Here is a 16,380-nt window from a genome sequence, read left to right on the forward strand (position 1 = left end):
TCGGCTACACCTTCTAGCCTACTTGACCACTATCAGAGATCGCTTTAACACCTCGTCCAATCCTAAACTGGCACTGCGATATCGTACCACCACTGGATAGGTCCCAACGGAAACGGGGCTACCATTCAGTATGCCGTCCCAAGTACATACCGGCGTTAGGGATCCTGAAACCGAATTTTTGCTGTAATAGATGAGCTCCCCGGTCCGTTGAAAGATAAACACTTCTACTTCATCGATCCCCTCATTGGCATACACCCTGAAATCTCTACTTGGTTCACCCGCCGCCATCGCATCGGTCATCCGGATCATTACCACGCACCCTTCAGTGACTTCAAAAGCCTTGGTTTGCTCACATCCTTCCTCCGTGAATACACGTACCTCATAGGCTCCCGGGGCAGGGACTGTCAGAGCCAATTGATCGCTAATCAGCTCTCCGTCTAAATACCACTCCGCGGTAGAATACCCTTCTACCGTTAAGGTAGGAAAAATGCCCTCGTCACTGCATATTTCATAGCTGTCATCCAGAGATATGGGAGCTGGGGTAACCCTTTCCAGTACAAACTCTGCCGTACCCAACCTGCAGCCTATTTCATTTCGCACCACTGCTTGGTACAAGCCTACCTCTGTCACATCGATGGATTCCAGGTCGTTATACTCCAGCAACCAAACCCATTCTCCCTGATCATCCTGCCTAAACCACTCGATCGCTCTGACCACCTCGGGATCCCCAATGCTCAAGGACAGGGTGCTGAACACATCCTCCCCGCAGAAAGGAGTAGCTTCTATGGCTACCTCGGTAGAACGCAACGGCACCACTACCTCAAACGGCACCGGGGTCACTTCACAGGAACTACTGGCACGTGGTTGCACCTCCAGGGAATAGTTTCCCGGCGAAGGAGGAAAAAACTGGGTACTCCGCCCAACGATGGTACCGTCCTCTGAATACCAGCGAATAAAAACCTCATTCACGTTTCTGTCATATAGCTCAGCAGTATACATTTGCCGACCCGAACAATCCACCTGTCTGAAGACGGGCTCAAACTCCACGGGTTGACTTACCACCACTTCGAAGGTGCGGGTTCGTGGACAAGTTGTAGCGTTGGCGTCAGAAGCGGAGCCGGTTAAACGATAGGTACCGCTTTGATCGATGGTGAAGCCATCACCGGTCACTCCTCCTACTTGGGTCCCATCGGGTCGCGTCAGGGTGTAGCGTAGCGGCTGTGTACTCTCTGGCACCAGTTCATACGAAACACATACACGAAGGTCTGCCGGAACCGAAAAATCGACCTGTCCGGTTCCCTCCACCTCATACACCGTTGCACCGGTACTGTTGCAATTGGATCCATCGCTGATTTCCACCTCATACGATCCGGCCGGCACTGGAACGGTCAGCTCCGTGGTATTGGTAAATGCGCCGGCATAATCCCGGCCTTGCGCACTGATGACCCTATACCTTCCAGATTGGGGAGTACCCATAAAATCAATCAATAACGCCCCCAAGTTAATATCCGAAGCCGAACAGGTTTGATCAACGGCCGTTACGGTAAACGGAATTGCCTCGTCCAAGTCGGAGTTCCCTATCTGAATATTCCTGGAAAAGGTACAGTTTCCTACCCTTCCTGTGACGAAATAAATCCCGGGTTCCAGATTTTGAATAATGCGGGTAACCCCCGCTCCCAAGTTGTTAATCGTTCCCTGCCCCCCCGAAACAGTTATGGCATCCAATGGCGTAGTGACAGCTATTTGAAAAGATCCGTTGGCCACCCCACACCCGTCGGAATCCTGTAACTTGGTGAGTGAAAAACCACCCGCACCCTCCACAACCTCTAGGTTAAACCGTTGCTCAACGGAGCACCCGGGTCGATCAGGGTCGTCCACGTTGAAAAAAATCGTATATTGGCCTACTCCATCCAAACGATCGGTATTTAAGTCCAAGGCAAAGGCATTTCCAAGGGATGTAATTCCGCTTTCCCCCTGCTTTTGATAGGCCCATCGAGCCAGCACCGGGATATCCGGCGTATAAAACACCGATTGTCCCAGGCAAGCTCTGACCGCTGACGCTTGCACCTGCACTTCAATGGAAGGCCCCACAAATGTACTAGCCGTCACCTCACAGGCCTGCGAGACCACCCGTACATAATACCTGCCCGGCTCGGTGGCCAAAAAACTGTTTTCAGTTCCCAAAACCTGTCCCTGAGTCCGATACCACTCAAACGAAAAGCTGTTGAAATTCGGTTCATTGGGATCAATGGCAAACATGCGGACAGGGTCATTTCCGCAAAAAACGTAATCTGGCCTAAGGACAAAACGGGGGCCACGCTCCACCACCACCTGTTGAGAAGAACGGAAAAAATTTTGGTCATCGCCTCTTATCACCTGTAAACTAACGGTATACACGCCTTCCGAAGTAAAGGGAAATTCAATTTCTTGAAAATCCGCTCCACCGGTCTGATAATAGACCTCCTCTCCCGCAGCATCGGTAATGCTCCACACATAACGATCGGTACCAGGATCTCCAGCCCCAAAAAACGTGGCAAAAAACGCCGAACCGGTCAAACAGATTGCAGTTGGCCCCACCAGCTCCGGATCTTGCTCGGGCCGTGCCTGAAACGTCCCTGAAATCTGCGAAGGAAACTCCCAAACAGTGACTAAACTGGCGAAACCTACCGAGAGAAGGATCGTGAAGAGGCTCAGACTAAACCCTAGTTTCATGTACTAATCAGTATATTATGTTCTACATGTGCCACTACTTTTCCCGATTCAGGCGGATGGATGAGACGCTCCAGATGCCGATCTCCATTTACACTGCCTGGTATGCATTCGGTAGGATTTCCGGAAGGTCGCGGAACAGCAATAACAAAATCCGTACCCAAAGATAAATCCATACAGGGCTTAATAAAAAGTCAAAGCTGTAATTTCAACCAACTTCCATCCTTTATTTAGGTGGCATGCAGCCCAAGTGAATCAAGACATTGCTTTCCTACAGAACTTCGTAAAAAATTGCAACTGCCATTCAAACCTATCCTTTAACGCGTACATTTTATTTAAATGTAATAGAAAACCTGACCAAACTACGTCACCGTACGAAGACCCATTCCTCTTCGCTGCTCAAGGTATCGGCATATTCGTACCCCTCTTCCTGAAAGGTCTTCAAGGCCTCCGGATTGGTCAGACGGTTTTTGATCGCAAAATCCGTCATCATCCCTCGTGCCTGCTTGGCAAAAAGTCCGATCACCTTGTAAGTGCCATCTCTATATTCCTTAAACGTTGGGGTGATGACCTGTGCCTGTAGGCTGCTACGGTCTACGGCCTTAAAATACTCCTGAGAGGCCAGATTGACCACTATTCCCGCCTCTGCAGCTTCGTCTAGGGCCTTGGCAATCTTACTTCCCCAAAAGCTGTATAGGTCTTTGCCCTTCTTATTTTTCAGCTTCACCCCCATCTCCAATCGATAGGGCTGTATCAGATCCAAAGGCTTTAACAAGCCATAAAGCCCGGAAAGAATACGCACATGCTGTTGTGCAAATTCAAAATCAGCTGCTGTGAAATTAGCCACATCGATCTTGGTATAAACATCTCCCTTAAAAGCCAATAAGGCTTGTTTGGCATTTTCTGCTGAAAAATCATCTTCAAAGCGCTGATAACGCTCGTGGTTCAATTCAGCCAAATTATCACTCACGTGCATTAATTCCTTGATGTCCTTTGGCTTCTTTCTTTTCATAATGGCCACCAGTTCCTTTATTTCTCTTTTGAAATCCGGACTGGTGCGTAGTTCTATCGGGCTTTCACTTAAGTCCAGCGTTTTGGCTGGCGAAATTAAAATCAACATAATTTACTCAATTACAACTATTGCTTTTCGTATGGTTTGATTGATTTGTTGCTGCTCATTACTAAACCTTACAACCACGGGATATGTTCCCACGGGAACCTTTTGCCCATTTACGTATCCGTCCCAAGCGCACCATGCCACCTCCTGCGAGGGATTGGATTCCTCACAGTAAAAGATCAACTCTCCCCACCGGTTATATATAAAAACTCCCAGCAAATCAATGGGACCCTTTGTGTAAACCACAAAGTTTCGGGTTGGGCTACCCGGAATGATCGCATTCGGAAAAGTCACGTTGATTTCGCAGTCCTCTTCCACTTCAAACGGAGCCACAAATTCACATCCAGCCTCATCCAAGACCCGCAACTCATAAGAACCTGGCAACGTGGGAGTAAACTGTGGCTCGGTGCTCAGTTCCTCTCCGTCCAATACCCAGGAATAGGAGGCAAACGCACCACCTATCAGCTCGGTAAGATTCCCATCCAACGGACAAATAACGTATCTGGGATCCAAAATCGGCGCCGTACTGTTTGACTGCAAAATCTCGATCGTCTCACTACCCAAGATACAATCAAACTCGTTGTAAAGCCGGACCTCGTACCTGCCTGCCTCGGCGACGGTAATCACCAAATCCTCTTCTCCTACAATCTCCGTTAGCTCGCCATCCACTTCCCTAAACCAAGCAAATCTGTCTACGGAAAGAAAATCACCGGACGCGGTAATGCTGGTAGAAAGTACCTCACCGCACAGATTGGGGCTAAATAATTCCACCTCTACGGTATCCGAAAACTCGCCCACCACCACTTCGCTAGGAGCCGGCACCACACAGCCCCCCACATCGCTGACCGCTACCGTGTACCGGCCGGCAGGCAAATCGATGGACAAGGCGACCTGTGAATCCAACGTACCAGTATACACCTCACCGTCATCCAGACCCACCACTTCGTATGACCCGGAGGCCGGGCCATTGGGAAATACCAAGTCTATACCACCCGGCAGCGACCCCTCCGGCCCACATCCCTCGTCCCTCACTTCAACCTCAAAGGTAACATCCGAAGGGGGGTTGGCATTTTCGATAATGGCTGCCTGAGAAGTAGCGCAACCATTGGCATACCCAATCAACGTGTAAACACCGGGCTGCAATCCGTCCAATACCTGTATGTCGTTTGCCAGCACATCGAAGAACACGAGATCGAGCTCGGGCACAAGCAAGCTGTCCAGTAAAACCTGAGGCTGGACTTCTAACGAGCCATCCCCTATCTCGCAGCTTTCGGCCGGTGAGACAGCGATGACGTCAAAGGCCGGACCGGCATTTACCCGCAAAAACGCAGATCGCTCAAAAACGCAGGTACTGTCCAAAGGATCGGCAGTAAGAAAGAACAACTCGTAATCTCCGGCTTCTTCAAGGATGCTGGTTTCCAACGTCAGGGCCAGTGTATCGGAAAGTGCGATGCGATCCGATGATCCCTGTAGTTGAATAGACCAGGATCCGGCCACCGGCGTATTCGGCGTAAAATTGACCGTCTCGCCCAAGCAAACCTCCTCTGCTGACTGATCAATTTCAAATTCAAATGGAGGTCCCACAAAGACGGACCTGGAAACAGGGCAGGCCTGAAACAGCTCCGGATCAACATCCTCGGGCACGCGATAGGCTACAGTAACCGTATAGATGCTTTCCTCGGTAACTTCCAAGATATTCTGGTCACCCAAAATGTCTCCTGCCGCATTGACCCATTGAAACACATACTCGTCTATTCGTGGATCTTCGGGATCCACTGCCAGCAGTTCCAATACCGAGTCACCGCAGAGTGCGATGTCGCTGGGAAGAATCAGGTCCGGGGAATCAACCACCTCCACTTCCAATCGAAATAGCTCATCCCAGGGTTCTCCACAACGGTTTACCTCCAATTCTACCGTAAATATACCCGCAGTCTGGAATTGGTATTCCAGATTTTGCAGATCTTCGCCACCGTTTAGAAACTCATCCACGACGGTTCCCTGTTCATCGTAGATCCTCCAATTGTACAAATCAATATCCGGCTCTCCCCCACCTTCAAACAGCCCCACGGCCCCTTCTTCGGCACCAAGGCATAGCCTGTCCGGACCCGACAACCCTGGGTCAGGAATACTGGAACCCGATTGCTGCACAAAAGCCGGTAGCCCTAAGTTGGTGGTTCCGGGCATCGGCTCCACCCCATCTTGATTAAAGGTACTCGGGTTACAGGCATTGCCCGGTAAAATCTGACCAATGCGGTTGGACCCAACCACGGCTGCGTAGATTTGTCCATCCGGCCCTACCTGCAAGGCACCGAGATCCAACCCCGCAGTCTGATCCACCACCGCTCGGCTGTCTAGTATACACTGCTCGATCGCCGCCCGCCCCTGTGCCGTATCAAAACACTCTTGGCAGCGTGTAGTAACGGGATTGTCCGGATCGGTTTCGTCGGTATCCTCCACGCTTTGCAGGAAGAATTCCTCCACGCCGGGGCCTCCATTTCGATAGGAAACATAGACCCTGGAGTTATCCGAAGAAAACTCCAATCCATACACTTCCCCATCGGTGCCCAAATCCAACAGGGCAAATTCTGTCAATTCCCCGGTATTTTGGTCAAAGTCGAAGATCTGCAGCTTATTTGTGCCCCCATCCACGTAGGTGACGGCCAGCTTGGACCCGTCGCCGGCAAACTTCATCACCCCGGTACTGCCGCCAAACCCGTGTACCCCACCTACTGAGTTAAAAACCGGCTGACCGATCCCCTGCCCAGATACCGGGTACATTCGGAAAGTATTGTTCCCTACTTCGTGAAAGGCCACCCACGTGGTATCACCGGCGTTAAGAGCTGCGGAATGTTCAGTGCTGGAACTGAACAGAAAGTTATCCTTTGTAACCACATTGCCGATACCCTCCTGGTTATCTCCCTTGATATCGACCATGGAAAACTTCACTTCGCTCGTCCCATTGGCTCCCGTTTGGGTAGTAAACAGGTAAAACAACGTTTCATCTGAAGAAACCGGCACCGCCAATACACTTCCCGCAGAGAGATTGTCTCCTCCAATGTCCAGTCCGTTTTGCATAGGGTCTCCGTTCAGATCCCAAACCGTTTGCCCATCGGTGTAAAAAAGTACCTGCCCTGCCTGATCCGATACCGTCGTGACCCCTGCGGGGATATTCTGCGGATGGGGATTTGCAATCGGCCTGGGGGTGGGGGCTTCCGGGTCATCCGGATCCGGATTAAAATCCAAACCAGCCCCATCACCAAAATACCAAATGTTATTGGTCTGATCTTGTACATCCCACATTTGAATACGAATACCTGCGTACGAATAACAGGTAGACCCTACCTCACGCACCAATACCCAATAATACCCCGGGCGACACACCTCATTGGGCGCTTCAGGCCCCCAACCCTCTTCCCGCTTGTTGGACCAAAAATACTCGTAATTACCCCCCTGCCCTCCCCCACCGGGACCACCAATGCCTGGGTTTCCGATACCGGGTATTCCGATACCGGGTCCGCCTATACCCGGACCACCTATACCGGGCCCACCAATACCGGGCCCACCAATACCCGGTTGACCGGGTTGCCCTCCTTGACCGCCCTGACCTTGGCCGCTTTGCACGTCCACGAGTGGCATCAAGTCGATACAAGCCGGATCACAAAGTGTGGTGTCTGCAGGGTTAAACTGGACTTGTAAGTCGTTCTGCTGAAAATTGATCGTTTGGGTGACTTCACTGGTTTCCCCATTCGCAAAGGTGACGGTCAATCTAACGGTTACTTGTTGTTCTGCTGTAGCCTCCCGGGGTAACAGTAGGTGTTCCTTCGTCAGGTCCAGCTCGATCTCCTCCCCTTCTTCATCGACCAATGGAGGTAAAATTTCCCAATCAAAGCTTACGGGACGGTAATTGAGGGGCGTAATTTGGCTGGTAAGCAGCAATGGATTGTTCATACAGGGATCATCTGGTTCCCACGTAAAAGCAACCTTAGGTCCCACATCTATGGTAGGTGTAAATACCGTAAACACCGTGCCGCAAAAATCTGCCCCCTCAAAAGGGTCCGGTTCCCCCTCTAGGCCGATCAGGGCCTCCTCGTCCGGGTTGCTGATCCTACCCACAAACTGCGGCCCGCCCTCTGTCTCCTCGTATATATAGTACAACTGCCCATCGGGCCCCACCCGCAAGTCATAGATCCTGTAACTGGCGTGACCCAAATCAACGGCCAATGGACCGCTCGGGACAGGGGTCTCTTCCTCATTTTCCCCTTCTTCTGGAAACTCATCGGCCTGGGTACCGTCCGTACGAATTCTGAAAATCCCGTCACCCCTGGAAAAATAAACCATTTCTCCGTTTGGAGAAAAAGCAGCTCCTTCTATAGGTTCTTCCCCTCCGGTATCATCTAGCGGCAGGGGATCTCCCAAGGTCCCTGCACTGGCATCGAAATCAAACACCAACAAATCCTCCCCGGTATCCTGCGGAATAACGATCAATTTGGCCGTATCCTCGTCAAAAACAAACGCTTTGGGCGTTATGTCCAGGGGAATACTTTGAAGCGAGGTGAATTGACCGGTCGTTTCCTCAATCCTAGTGAGCATGAGGTTGCCGTTGTTATAGCTGACCAAGTGACTGGCGGAGGTGGGGGTCTTAAGGACTACAATGGCCCCCTGTGCCTCACCCAGACTGCCTCCAGCGGTAACCGCACCGGCGGGAGGCTGATTTACCGGCGCCCCGCCCTGATTATTCATGTCCACGATGTTGTATTCCAGTTCGCCGGAACGGTTGATAAAAAACAGGTAAAAGGTACGGCTATCAGAGATGGTAGGATTAAAATCCTGTACAGCGATAGCTACAGATTGCCTGCCCGTCTCGTCCCCTCCAAGCTCTCCAATGATTCCCTGCATGGGTTCATTCAGGTAGTTATACACCAAGGCACCGTCCGTATAAAAAAGAATTTCTCCGGAAATAGGGTCTACTGCCATGGCTGTATTACCTTTGCCAAGGACAATGTTTTGGGACAGGCTCTTTACCCGGGCCGTGCCATCTTTTCCGAAGGACAGGTAGTTGTTATCGCTTCCTTCGCAATAGCCAAAAATCCATTCATTGTTATTAAATCCCTGACCGTAACCAGCATGGCTCTGAAAAAGTAATAAGATCAATGCCGTGGAAACAAAAACAGCATGATTTATGTAGTTAGGAAGAGATTTCATAATTTAACAGCCGCATTAAATACGCTTTAAGGCGGCAAACCGTTTATTACCTGTTGAGTATTCAATTAACGAATAAATCATTGTTTAAGTCGCAATTAAATAGAGTTTTTTTCAGCCTCCTGTTTATGGTATTGGCATCCAAATCCTTTGCCCAAGACCCCCATTATAGTCAATACTATGCGGCTCCCTTATTTCTTAATCCCGCTTTTACAGGATCTGAATTGGCTACTCGGGTCGGTGTCAATTACCGAACGCAGTGGCCCGGCTTGGATGCCAACTTCAATACCTTCTCCGCATACATCGACACCTACCTGGAGGAATATAACACCGGTGTGGGTTTTCTGGCCACCAACGACGTAGAAGGTGCCGCCGGACTACACTCCACTTCGCTCTCGGGCATGGCCTCCTACGAGTTGCGTTTGGCGGAAGGTGCCTACTTCAGACCCGGATTCCAAGCCACCTACATGCGAAGGGATATCGGTTTCTATGAAAACCTGGTATTTGCCAATCAAATTAATCCCAACAATCCCTTTGGCCCCATCCTTCCGGGAACGGAATTAGCGGGCTTCGGCGAGCCGGTAAATCTGTTGTCCCTCTCCTTGGGCGGTCTCTTTTTTACAGAAGACTTTTGGGTGGGATTTACAGGCCATCACATTAACCAACCCAATCAGAGCTTTGTTCGAGACGGCATCAGCAACTTGCCCTTGAAGTACTCTTTCCACGCCGGATACCGCATCTCTCTCGGGCAAGGGCCTATGAAGCGGGATTTTACGCATACCTACCGCGAAAGGTACTTTACCCCAACCGTAAACTTCAAAAAACAAGGCCCCTTTGAACAATTGGATGTAGGAGCCTATTTTTACATGGAGCCGATTTTGTTTGGGCTTTGGTATAGAGGCCTTCCCTATAAACCTGTGGAGCAACAATCCAACCGGGATGCATTGGTTCTGATGGTAGGTTTTAACCTACCATCCGGATTGAATATAGGCTACAGCTTTGACTACACGGTTTCGCAGCTTGGGATTCAATCCGGGGGCGCGCATGAAATCAGCATCTCCTACGTGATCCCTCGGAAAAATCCCGGTGCTCCCCTAAAAAGGTCGACCATTCTTCCTTGCCCTAAATTTTAACCTAAACGTCCCATCATGGATCCAAGCACGATAACCTACCTATTGATAGGTATTATCTCGGTGAATTTCATCTCTTCCAAATGGCTAAGTTGGCTCAACATCCGCCAGAAGGAAGGTGCGATTCCGGAAACCATAAAGGAGTATGTCACATCCGAAAAGCTGGCAAAAACCCGCGCCTATCAGCGGGCAAATTTCAATTTTTCGCTGTTTGCCGGTGCTTTTTCATTCGGGATTACACTGGTATTCCTATTTGTGGGGTTTTTTGGTTGGCTTGATGATTACCTCAGTCAATTCATCGCCCACGACCTTTGGCTTCCCGTTTGCTATTTTGCGGTCCTGTATATTGGTTCTGACCTATTGGGAATACCCTTTGACTACTACCATACCTTTGTGATCGAACAGCGCTTTGGCTTTAATCAGACCACGGTGAAAACCTTCTTCATGGACAAGCTAAAGGGGTATCTGCTTTCCATCCTTATCGGGGGAGTGCTATTGCTCACGTTTCTCCTGCTGGTCCAATACATGGGTGAAGCCTTTTGGTGGCAGTTTTGGATCGTAATAGGCTCATTCATGATCTTGGTAAACGGCTTCTTTTCCAGCTATATCCTACCCCTATTCAATAAGCTAACTCCCTTAGAAGACGGGGATCTTAAGCAGGCCATCCTTTCCTATGCCAGTGGGGCTGGGTTTCCTTTAGACAATGTATTTGTCATAGATGGAAGCAAACGGTCCTCCAAAGCAAATGCCTTTTTCTCGGGCTTTGGCAAGCGAAAAAAAGTGGTCCTTTACGATACCCTTATCGCGCAGCACACGACGGACGAAGTCGTAGCCGTACTAGCCCACGAGATTGGACATTTTAAGAAAAAACACATCCCGCTAAACATGGCGCTAGGAATCCTACAGACCGGACTGATCCTCTATGTGCTGTCGCTTCTTATCTTTAGCGAATCCCTAAGCATTGCATTGGGTGGTTCCCACATGGCCGTGCACCTCAACTTGGTCGGCTTTACCATGCTGTTCTCTCCCCTTTCCGGGTTGATCGGCGTGTTGATGAACCTACTCAGCCGCAAACACGAATTTGAGGCGGATGCCTTTGCCCGGGACACCTTTTCGGGAGCACCTCTCGCCCTGGCTTTGAAAAAACTATCCGTCAACAACCTCTCCAACCTAAACCCGCACCCTTGGTATGTCTTTGTGAATTATTCACATCCCCCCCTGTTGCAACGATTGGAACGACTGGAAAGCAACGGCTAAAAACAGGCCATGCTTGCAAGATTGAAGTACTTTCGATTAAATTTGACTACAGCACGAACAACAATAGCCCAACCCGTAAATGCCATGGACAGCAAATCTGCACTCACCCTACTCGGAGCAACGGAAAGCCTCCTGACCCAAGAAGAAAAAGACTTTCTCGATGAAAACGGCTATCTCAACCTGGGGAAGATCCTAGATGAAGATCAACTAAACGCCATCCGTGAAAAAATCCATAACCTCTTAGAATCGGAAGGGGAAATGGCGGGAAGTGAACTGGCCGAATCACCCTTTATCCGCCATCCCAAAGAAGCCGGAGCGGACAGACTCGGAGATTTGGTCAACAAAGGCGAGGAGTTTGATGTTTTTTACACACATCCTCGGGTGCTGTCTGCCATCCAACATGTCTTGGGAACAGACCTAAAACTCTCCTCCTTAAATTACCGTGCGGCAAAACCCGGAGCGGGCCTCCAAAAGCTCCATGCCGACTATCCGGAAGCGGTACCCGCAGGGGATTTCAGAGTATGCAATTCCATTTGGCTACTGGATGACTTTTCCGTGGCCAATGGAGCCACCCGTCTTGTTCCCGGAACCCACCTAAGCCAACACCTCCCCCAAGATGTTATGGACAACCCCATGGATGCCCATCCTGAAGAGCAGGTCATCGAAGCAGAGGCCGGTTCGGTCGTCATTTTCAATTCACACACTTGGCATGGAGGGACCCAAAACCACACTGCCAATCCAAGGCGCGCCATACACAGCTACTTCTGCCGTAGGGATCAACCACAGCAAAGCGACCAACGACGCTACCTGAAGCCGGAGACGTTAAAGCGCATAGGAGAACCAGGTGCTGCCATCTTGGATGTATTGTAAAAACAGTACCGATTGTACAACCCACACGTAGGCTTACCAACCAATTCCTCCTGAATCGCTGATTGTCGTTACCGATCAGAGGAAATCAATGTCCACGTTAAACGGATATTTCATAAGGTACTGAAGCGCCGTTTCCACCTTAAATGATTCAAAAAGCACCTTATATAAATTCTCGGTGATAGGCGCCCGCAGATCGGTGCTCTCCAGAAAAAGTTTGATCAGCCGCACCGTATTGATGCCTTCGGCCACCTCTTCCATATCTGCCACGATATCGGTGAGTTGTTCACCTTTGGCGAGCCTATACCCCACAGTGAAATTTCTCGACAGGGTAGAATTGCAGGTAGTCACCAAATCCCCTATTCCTGCTAGACCAATAAAGGATTGCGTGCTGCCCCCCAGGGCATGGCCCAAATAAATCAATTCTACCATTCCGCGCGAGACCAGCAGGCCTTTGGCATTTTCCCCCAATCCCAAGCCGGAAAGAGCTCCCGCGGCAATGGCAATGGTGTTTTTTAGCACCCCGCTGAGTTCTACACCGATGATATCGGAATTGCCGTACACCTGAAAGTTATCCGACCGTAGTAATCGCTGTCCCTCCAAGATCACCTCCTTGTAGCGACTGGCCACTACCGTGGCGGCAGGCTGCCCGAGCATGAGCTCCTTGGCTAGGTTAGGGCCGGCTAGGCAGCCTACCCTCACTACAACGGTTTCATCCAGGATCAATTCACTCATGGTGGAAATATTCTCCCGGCCAATTCGAGTTACCTCTTCAATCGTCTGACCTTCGGGCAGGTTAAGCGACAATCCCTTGGTGCCATGGATCAAAAAATGGTAGGGATGCAGAAAAGGGGCAAAAACGCGCATCACTTCTCGAAAACCACCTGAGGGTATCATGGGAAACAGGATATCGCACCTGTCACAGATTAGCTCGGGGTCATTGGTCCCCACCACGGAGGGATCAAGTGCCCTGCCTCTAGCCGTATGGGTGGCGTTAATTTCGGCGACCACTTCGGGATCTCTAGCATATACCAACACCCGATTTTTTTCCGCCAGCAAATTGGCAATGGCAACACCAAAGCTACCCACGCCGATCACCCCCACGGGTTTATCCCTTAAAAAGCTTTTCGAGCTCATAGCCTTGCAGTCTGTTGTGGTAATAATATAACAGGTTCATATCCTCCGTTAGAATCACATTCGATTTGTTTCGAACCAAGGGTCTCTTTGCGTGATACATGCCCACATTTTCCAACCCATGCTGGATGATGCGTTCAATGTCATCGTTTAGATGGGGTGCCATATGTACCTTTCCCGCCTCCTTCAACTGTCGAATACCGCTCAATACGCGCTCGCAAGCTGACTTGAAGTCCTCATATGGGATGGCGATATCTTCCTCAGGCAACTTCAATAAGCTGAAGAAGTCCAGCTTTCGGTTTGCCCGCTTGATCAGGTTAAAGGCAGTGAAGGCGACCAAATGGCTGCTAAAAACCCGGTTGATTTTATGAAACTCTTCCACGATCCGTTCGCCCAGCGCTTTGGTATATTCCTCTTCCCGTTGTGTATCTACGGTAACTTGTCCACCCGATACAAAATAATCCCTGGAGTCCACTATCCTGCCATGCTTGTCCATACTTCTTCCTTCGGCATCCACGTAGTTGCCCATGATGTCCATGGCTCTGCCGATGGAAACCGATATATCAGAGCCCTTTGTGAAAAATTTCACCAAAAACTTGGAGATCTTGTAGGAAGTTGAAAACTCGTCCGACTCCTTGTAATACCGCTCTTGACCGGTGAGGTTTAGGTGCTCATGAATTAGACTGGGAGCTTCCAGTACAAAGTGGTAGTTGATCGTCACAGGCACGATGAATATTTTTCCGGACACATCGTTTAGGCCTTTTTGAAAATTGATGCGCTGTGCTTCCACGGCAGTGCTGAGCAATCCAAGTTTCAGCTTCGATTCAATATTGCCGCTTCTGGAGCGCGTACCTCCGGGAAAAAACAAACTATGACACCCAAACTGTATGGCTTCGCAGGAATAGGTTTTTAGCGTCTCTATATATACCAGGTTCTTCTTCCGTCGGTCTACCTTATAGGCCCCGAGTGCATCCATAAAGTAGGCAAAAATCTGTATATTAAACAGATTGAGCCCGGCACCATAGATGAACGGCGGCAAGCCCAACGTACTGATCGTCCACCCTATCAGGATGCTGTCCAAATTGGAAAAATGGGTAGGCACCATCACGATGGTCCCTTTGGACGCCAAATCACGCAATTGATCCGTCTCGCCGATGATTTGAATCTTATCCTGTAGGCTGTATTGATTGCTGAAAAAAGACTTTATCCCCTTGACCCTTGCTGCATTGAGCAACCTGGAGAATCCAAAGGTGACCAAACTCCGGGTCATTTTGTAATGGGCATGTTTGAAATTTCCGGCAATTTCCTCCACATAGCGTCGCACGATGGTCTCTAAGATCTCCATATATGCGCTCCGCTTATCATCAGGAGTAAGCTGCTGCTCCTTTTCCACCGCCAGTAGCGACGACTTGATCTTACTCCAAAACAAGGGCTCATCGTCCGGATCTACCAGCCAGGGATTTTGCTTCAAGCGCATCCGTTCCCGGTAAAGCACCGTTTCCAGTTCTTCCTTCAGGTGGTGGGGCTGATTACCCGTGGATTCCAAAATCCGGCCTACACTGGCATCGGTCACCTGCTTGATAAACGCCTTCCGGTCTTTGGCAAGCTTCACCACCGGCCACTCATCCTTGCGGGGAAGAATGGGTTCGTAAGCACGTTTTATATAGTCGTCGGTCAAGTTTCTCGAAGTTTATGGACACAAAGATAACAAAATCCCATCCCCTCCTTGCTAAAATAGCCCCGTTGATGAAGGATTTAAAACACCGCAAAGAAATTTTCCCTTGGTTTTGGATTTTTCCGCAGACGCTGAACAGAATATTCAGGAATGCGGTTTTGTCAATGACCGAATAGGTCGTATTATTGCAGCACCATAGGCCAAATGAAGCAGGATTTAACACAGATACAAGCGCCGATTGCCACGGAAATGGCTGATTTTGAAAAAAAGTTTCGTGCTTTTATGAAAAGCAAGGTGAAACTTCTGGATCATATCACCTCCTATATCGTAAAGCGAAAAGGCAAGCAGATGCGTCCCATGTTTGTGTTTCTGACTGCCGGTGTATCGGGTGGTATCACCGAATCCACCTATAGGGGCGCTGCCCTGATCGAACTGCTCCATACGGCCACGCTGGTGCACGATGATGTGGTCGATGATGCCAACTACCGCCGCGGATTTTTCTCGGTGAACGCCCTGTGGAAGAATAAGATCGCCGTATTGGTGGGTGACTACCTGCTGTCCCGTGGGTTACTATTAAGTGTAGACAACGGTGATTTTGAGCTGCTTCGGATCGTTTCGCACGCTGTGCGGGAGATGAGTGAGGGCGAACTGTTGCAGATCGCCAAATCCAGAAACCTGGACATCACGGAAGAGGTGTATTATACCATTATCCGACAAAAGACCGCCAGTCTCATTGCCTCCTGCTGCTCTGTAGGTGCTGCTACGGCGCAGGGAGATCAGGCGCTGATCGAAAAAATGCGATTATTTGGCGAAAAGGTAGGCATGGCCTTCCAAATCAAGGACGACCTCTTTGACTACGGCCAAGATGTGGTGGGCAAGCCGGTGGGCATAGACATCAAGGAAAAAAAGTTGACCCTACCCCTGATCTACTCCCTCAATAATGCTTCCTGGCTAGACAAGAAACGGATCATCTACCTGATTCGCAATAAGAACGAAGACAAAAAAGCGGTAAACGAGGTTATTTCCTTTGTGAAGGAGTCTGGTGGACTTGCCTACTCTGAAACGATCATGAATAATTTTTATCGGGAAGCAATGGATATCCTCCACGAACTTCCCGCTTCCGACTACAAGTCATCCCTTGCTGCGCTGGTAACCTACACCATCGAGCGAAAAAAATAATGCCACTCCGCCCCATCCATTTTAGAGACCTGGAATTTTATGGGATTTCCCCCCACTTTGACTAAAATACTTGAAATCCAATTTCCTATCTACGAATACCAATTTGCACACTA

9 protein-coding genes are annotated in these 16,380 nt (G+C 49.7%); 4 read left to right on the top strand and 5 right to left on the bottom strand.

Annotation, left to right across the window (positions count from 1 at the left end; translation table 11 throughout):
- Window positions 1–18: 18 nt before the first annotated feature.
- From IAQ59_RS17140 to IAQ59_RS17150, 3 genes are all read right to left on the bottom strand, one after another.
- Complete coding sequence (locus IAQ59_RS17140) at window positions 19–2,712, bottom strand: T9SS type B sorting domain-containing protein (protein ID WP_209332066.1); 2,694 nt, start codon at window positions 2,710–2,712, stop codon at window positions 19–21.
- Window positions 2,713–3,076: 364 nt separating this feature from the next.
- Complete coding sequence (gene yaaA / locus IAQ59_RS17145; RefSeq protein WP_209332067.1) at window positions 3,077–3,829, bottom strand: peroxide stress protein YaaA; 753 nt, start codon at window positions 3,827–3,829, stop codon at window positions 3,077–3,079.
- Between the two features lie 3 nt (window positions 3,830–3,832).
- Window positions 3,833–9,028, bottom strand: a complete 5,196-nt coding sequence (locus tag IAQ59_RS17150) for a T9SS type B sorting domain-containing protein (protein ID WP_209332068.1) — start codon at window positions 9,026–9,028, stop codon at window positions 3,833–3,835.
- 53 nt (window positions 9,029–9,081) lie between these two features.
- On the opposite strand from IAQ59_RS17150, the gene IAQ59_RS17155 reads away from it, so the two are divergent.
- The 3 genes from IAQ59_RS17155 to IAQ59_RS17165 all read left to right on the top strand — a co-directional run bounded on the left by IAQ59_RS17155 (window position 9,082) and on the right by IAQ59_RS17165 (window position 12,282).
- Window positions 9,082–10,158 carry a PorP/SprF family type IX secretion system membrane protein gene (locus IAQ59_RS17155; protein WP_483414095.1) on the top strand — a complete coding sequence of 359 codons (1,077 nt, stop codon included), beginning with the start codon at window positions 9,082–9,084 and terminating at the stop codon, window positions 10,156–10,158.
- A gap of 15 nt (window positions 10,159–10,173) precedes the next feature.
- Window positions 10,174–11,412 carry a M48 family metallopeptidase gene (locus IAQ59_RS17160; RefSeq protein ID WP_209332069.1) on the top strand — a complete coding sequence of 413 codons (1,239 nt, stop codon included), beginning with the start codon at window positions 10,174–10,176 and terminating at the stop codon, window positions 11,410–11,412.
- Between the two features lie 84 nt (window positions 11,413–11,496).
- Window positions 11,497–12,282, top strand: a complete 786-nt coding sequence (locus IAQ59_RS17165; RefSeq protein ID WP_209332070.1) for a phytanoyl-CoA dioxygenase family protein — start codon at window positions 11,497–11,499, stop codon at window positions 12,280–12,282.
- A gap of 75 nt (window positions 12,283–12,357) precedes the next feature.
- On the opposite strand, the gene IAQ59_RS17170 is transcribed toward IAQ59_RS17165, so the two are convergent.
- Both IAQ59_RS17170 and IAQ59_RS17175 read right to left on the bottom strand, forming a co-directional pair.
- The gene (locus IAQ59_RS17170) at window positions 12,358–13,416 is read right to left on the bottom strand and encodes an NAD(P)H-dependent glycerol-3-phosphate dehydrogenase (RefSeq protein WP_209332071.1); all 1,059 of its coding nucleotides are present in this window, start codon (window positions 13,414–13,416) and stop codon (window positions 12,358–12,360) included.
- Window positions 13,388–15,091: a 1-acyl-sn-glycerol-3-phosphate acyltransferase gene (locus IAQ59_RS17175; RefSeq protein ID WP_209332072.1), complete on the bottom strand. Its 1,704-nt coding sequence runs from the start codon at window positions 15,089–15,091 to the stop codon at window positions 13,388–13,390. Before IAQ59_RS17175 ends, IAQ59_RS17170 begins: the two co-directional genes overlap by 29 nt.
- Before the next feature lie 201 nt (window positions 15,092–15,292).
- Here IAQ59_RS17175 and IAQ59_RS17180 point away from each other — a divergent pair, with 201 nt between their 5' ends.
- The gene (locus IAQ59_RS17180; protein WP_209332073.1) at window positions 15,293–16,267 is read left to right on the top strand and encodes a polyprenyl synthetase family protein; all 975 of its coding nucleotides are present in this window, start codon (window positions 15,293–15,295) and stop codon (window positions 16,265–16,267) included.
- Window positions 16,268–16,380 lie beyond the last annotated feature (113 nt).

Source organism: Lunatimonas salinarum (assembly GCF_017811155.1).
Taxonomy (GTDB): Bacteria; Bacteroidota; Bacteroidia; order Cytophagales; family Cyclobacteriaceae; genus Lunatimonas; species Lunatimonas salinarum.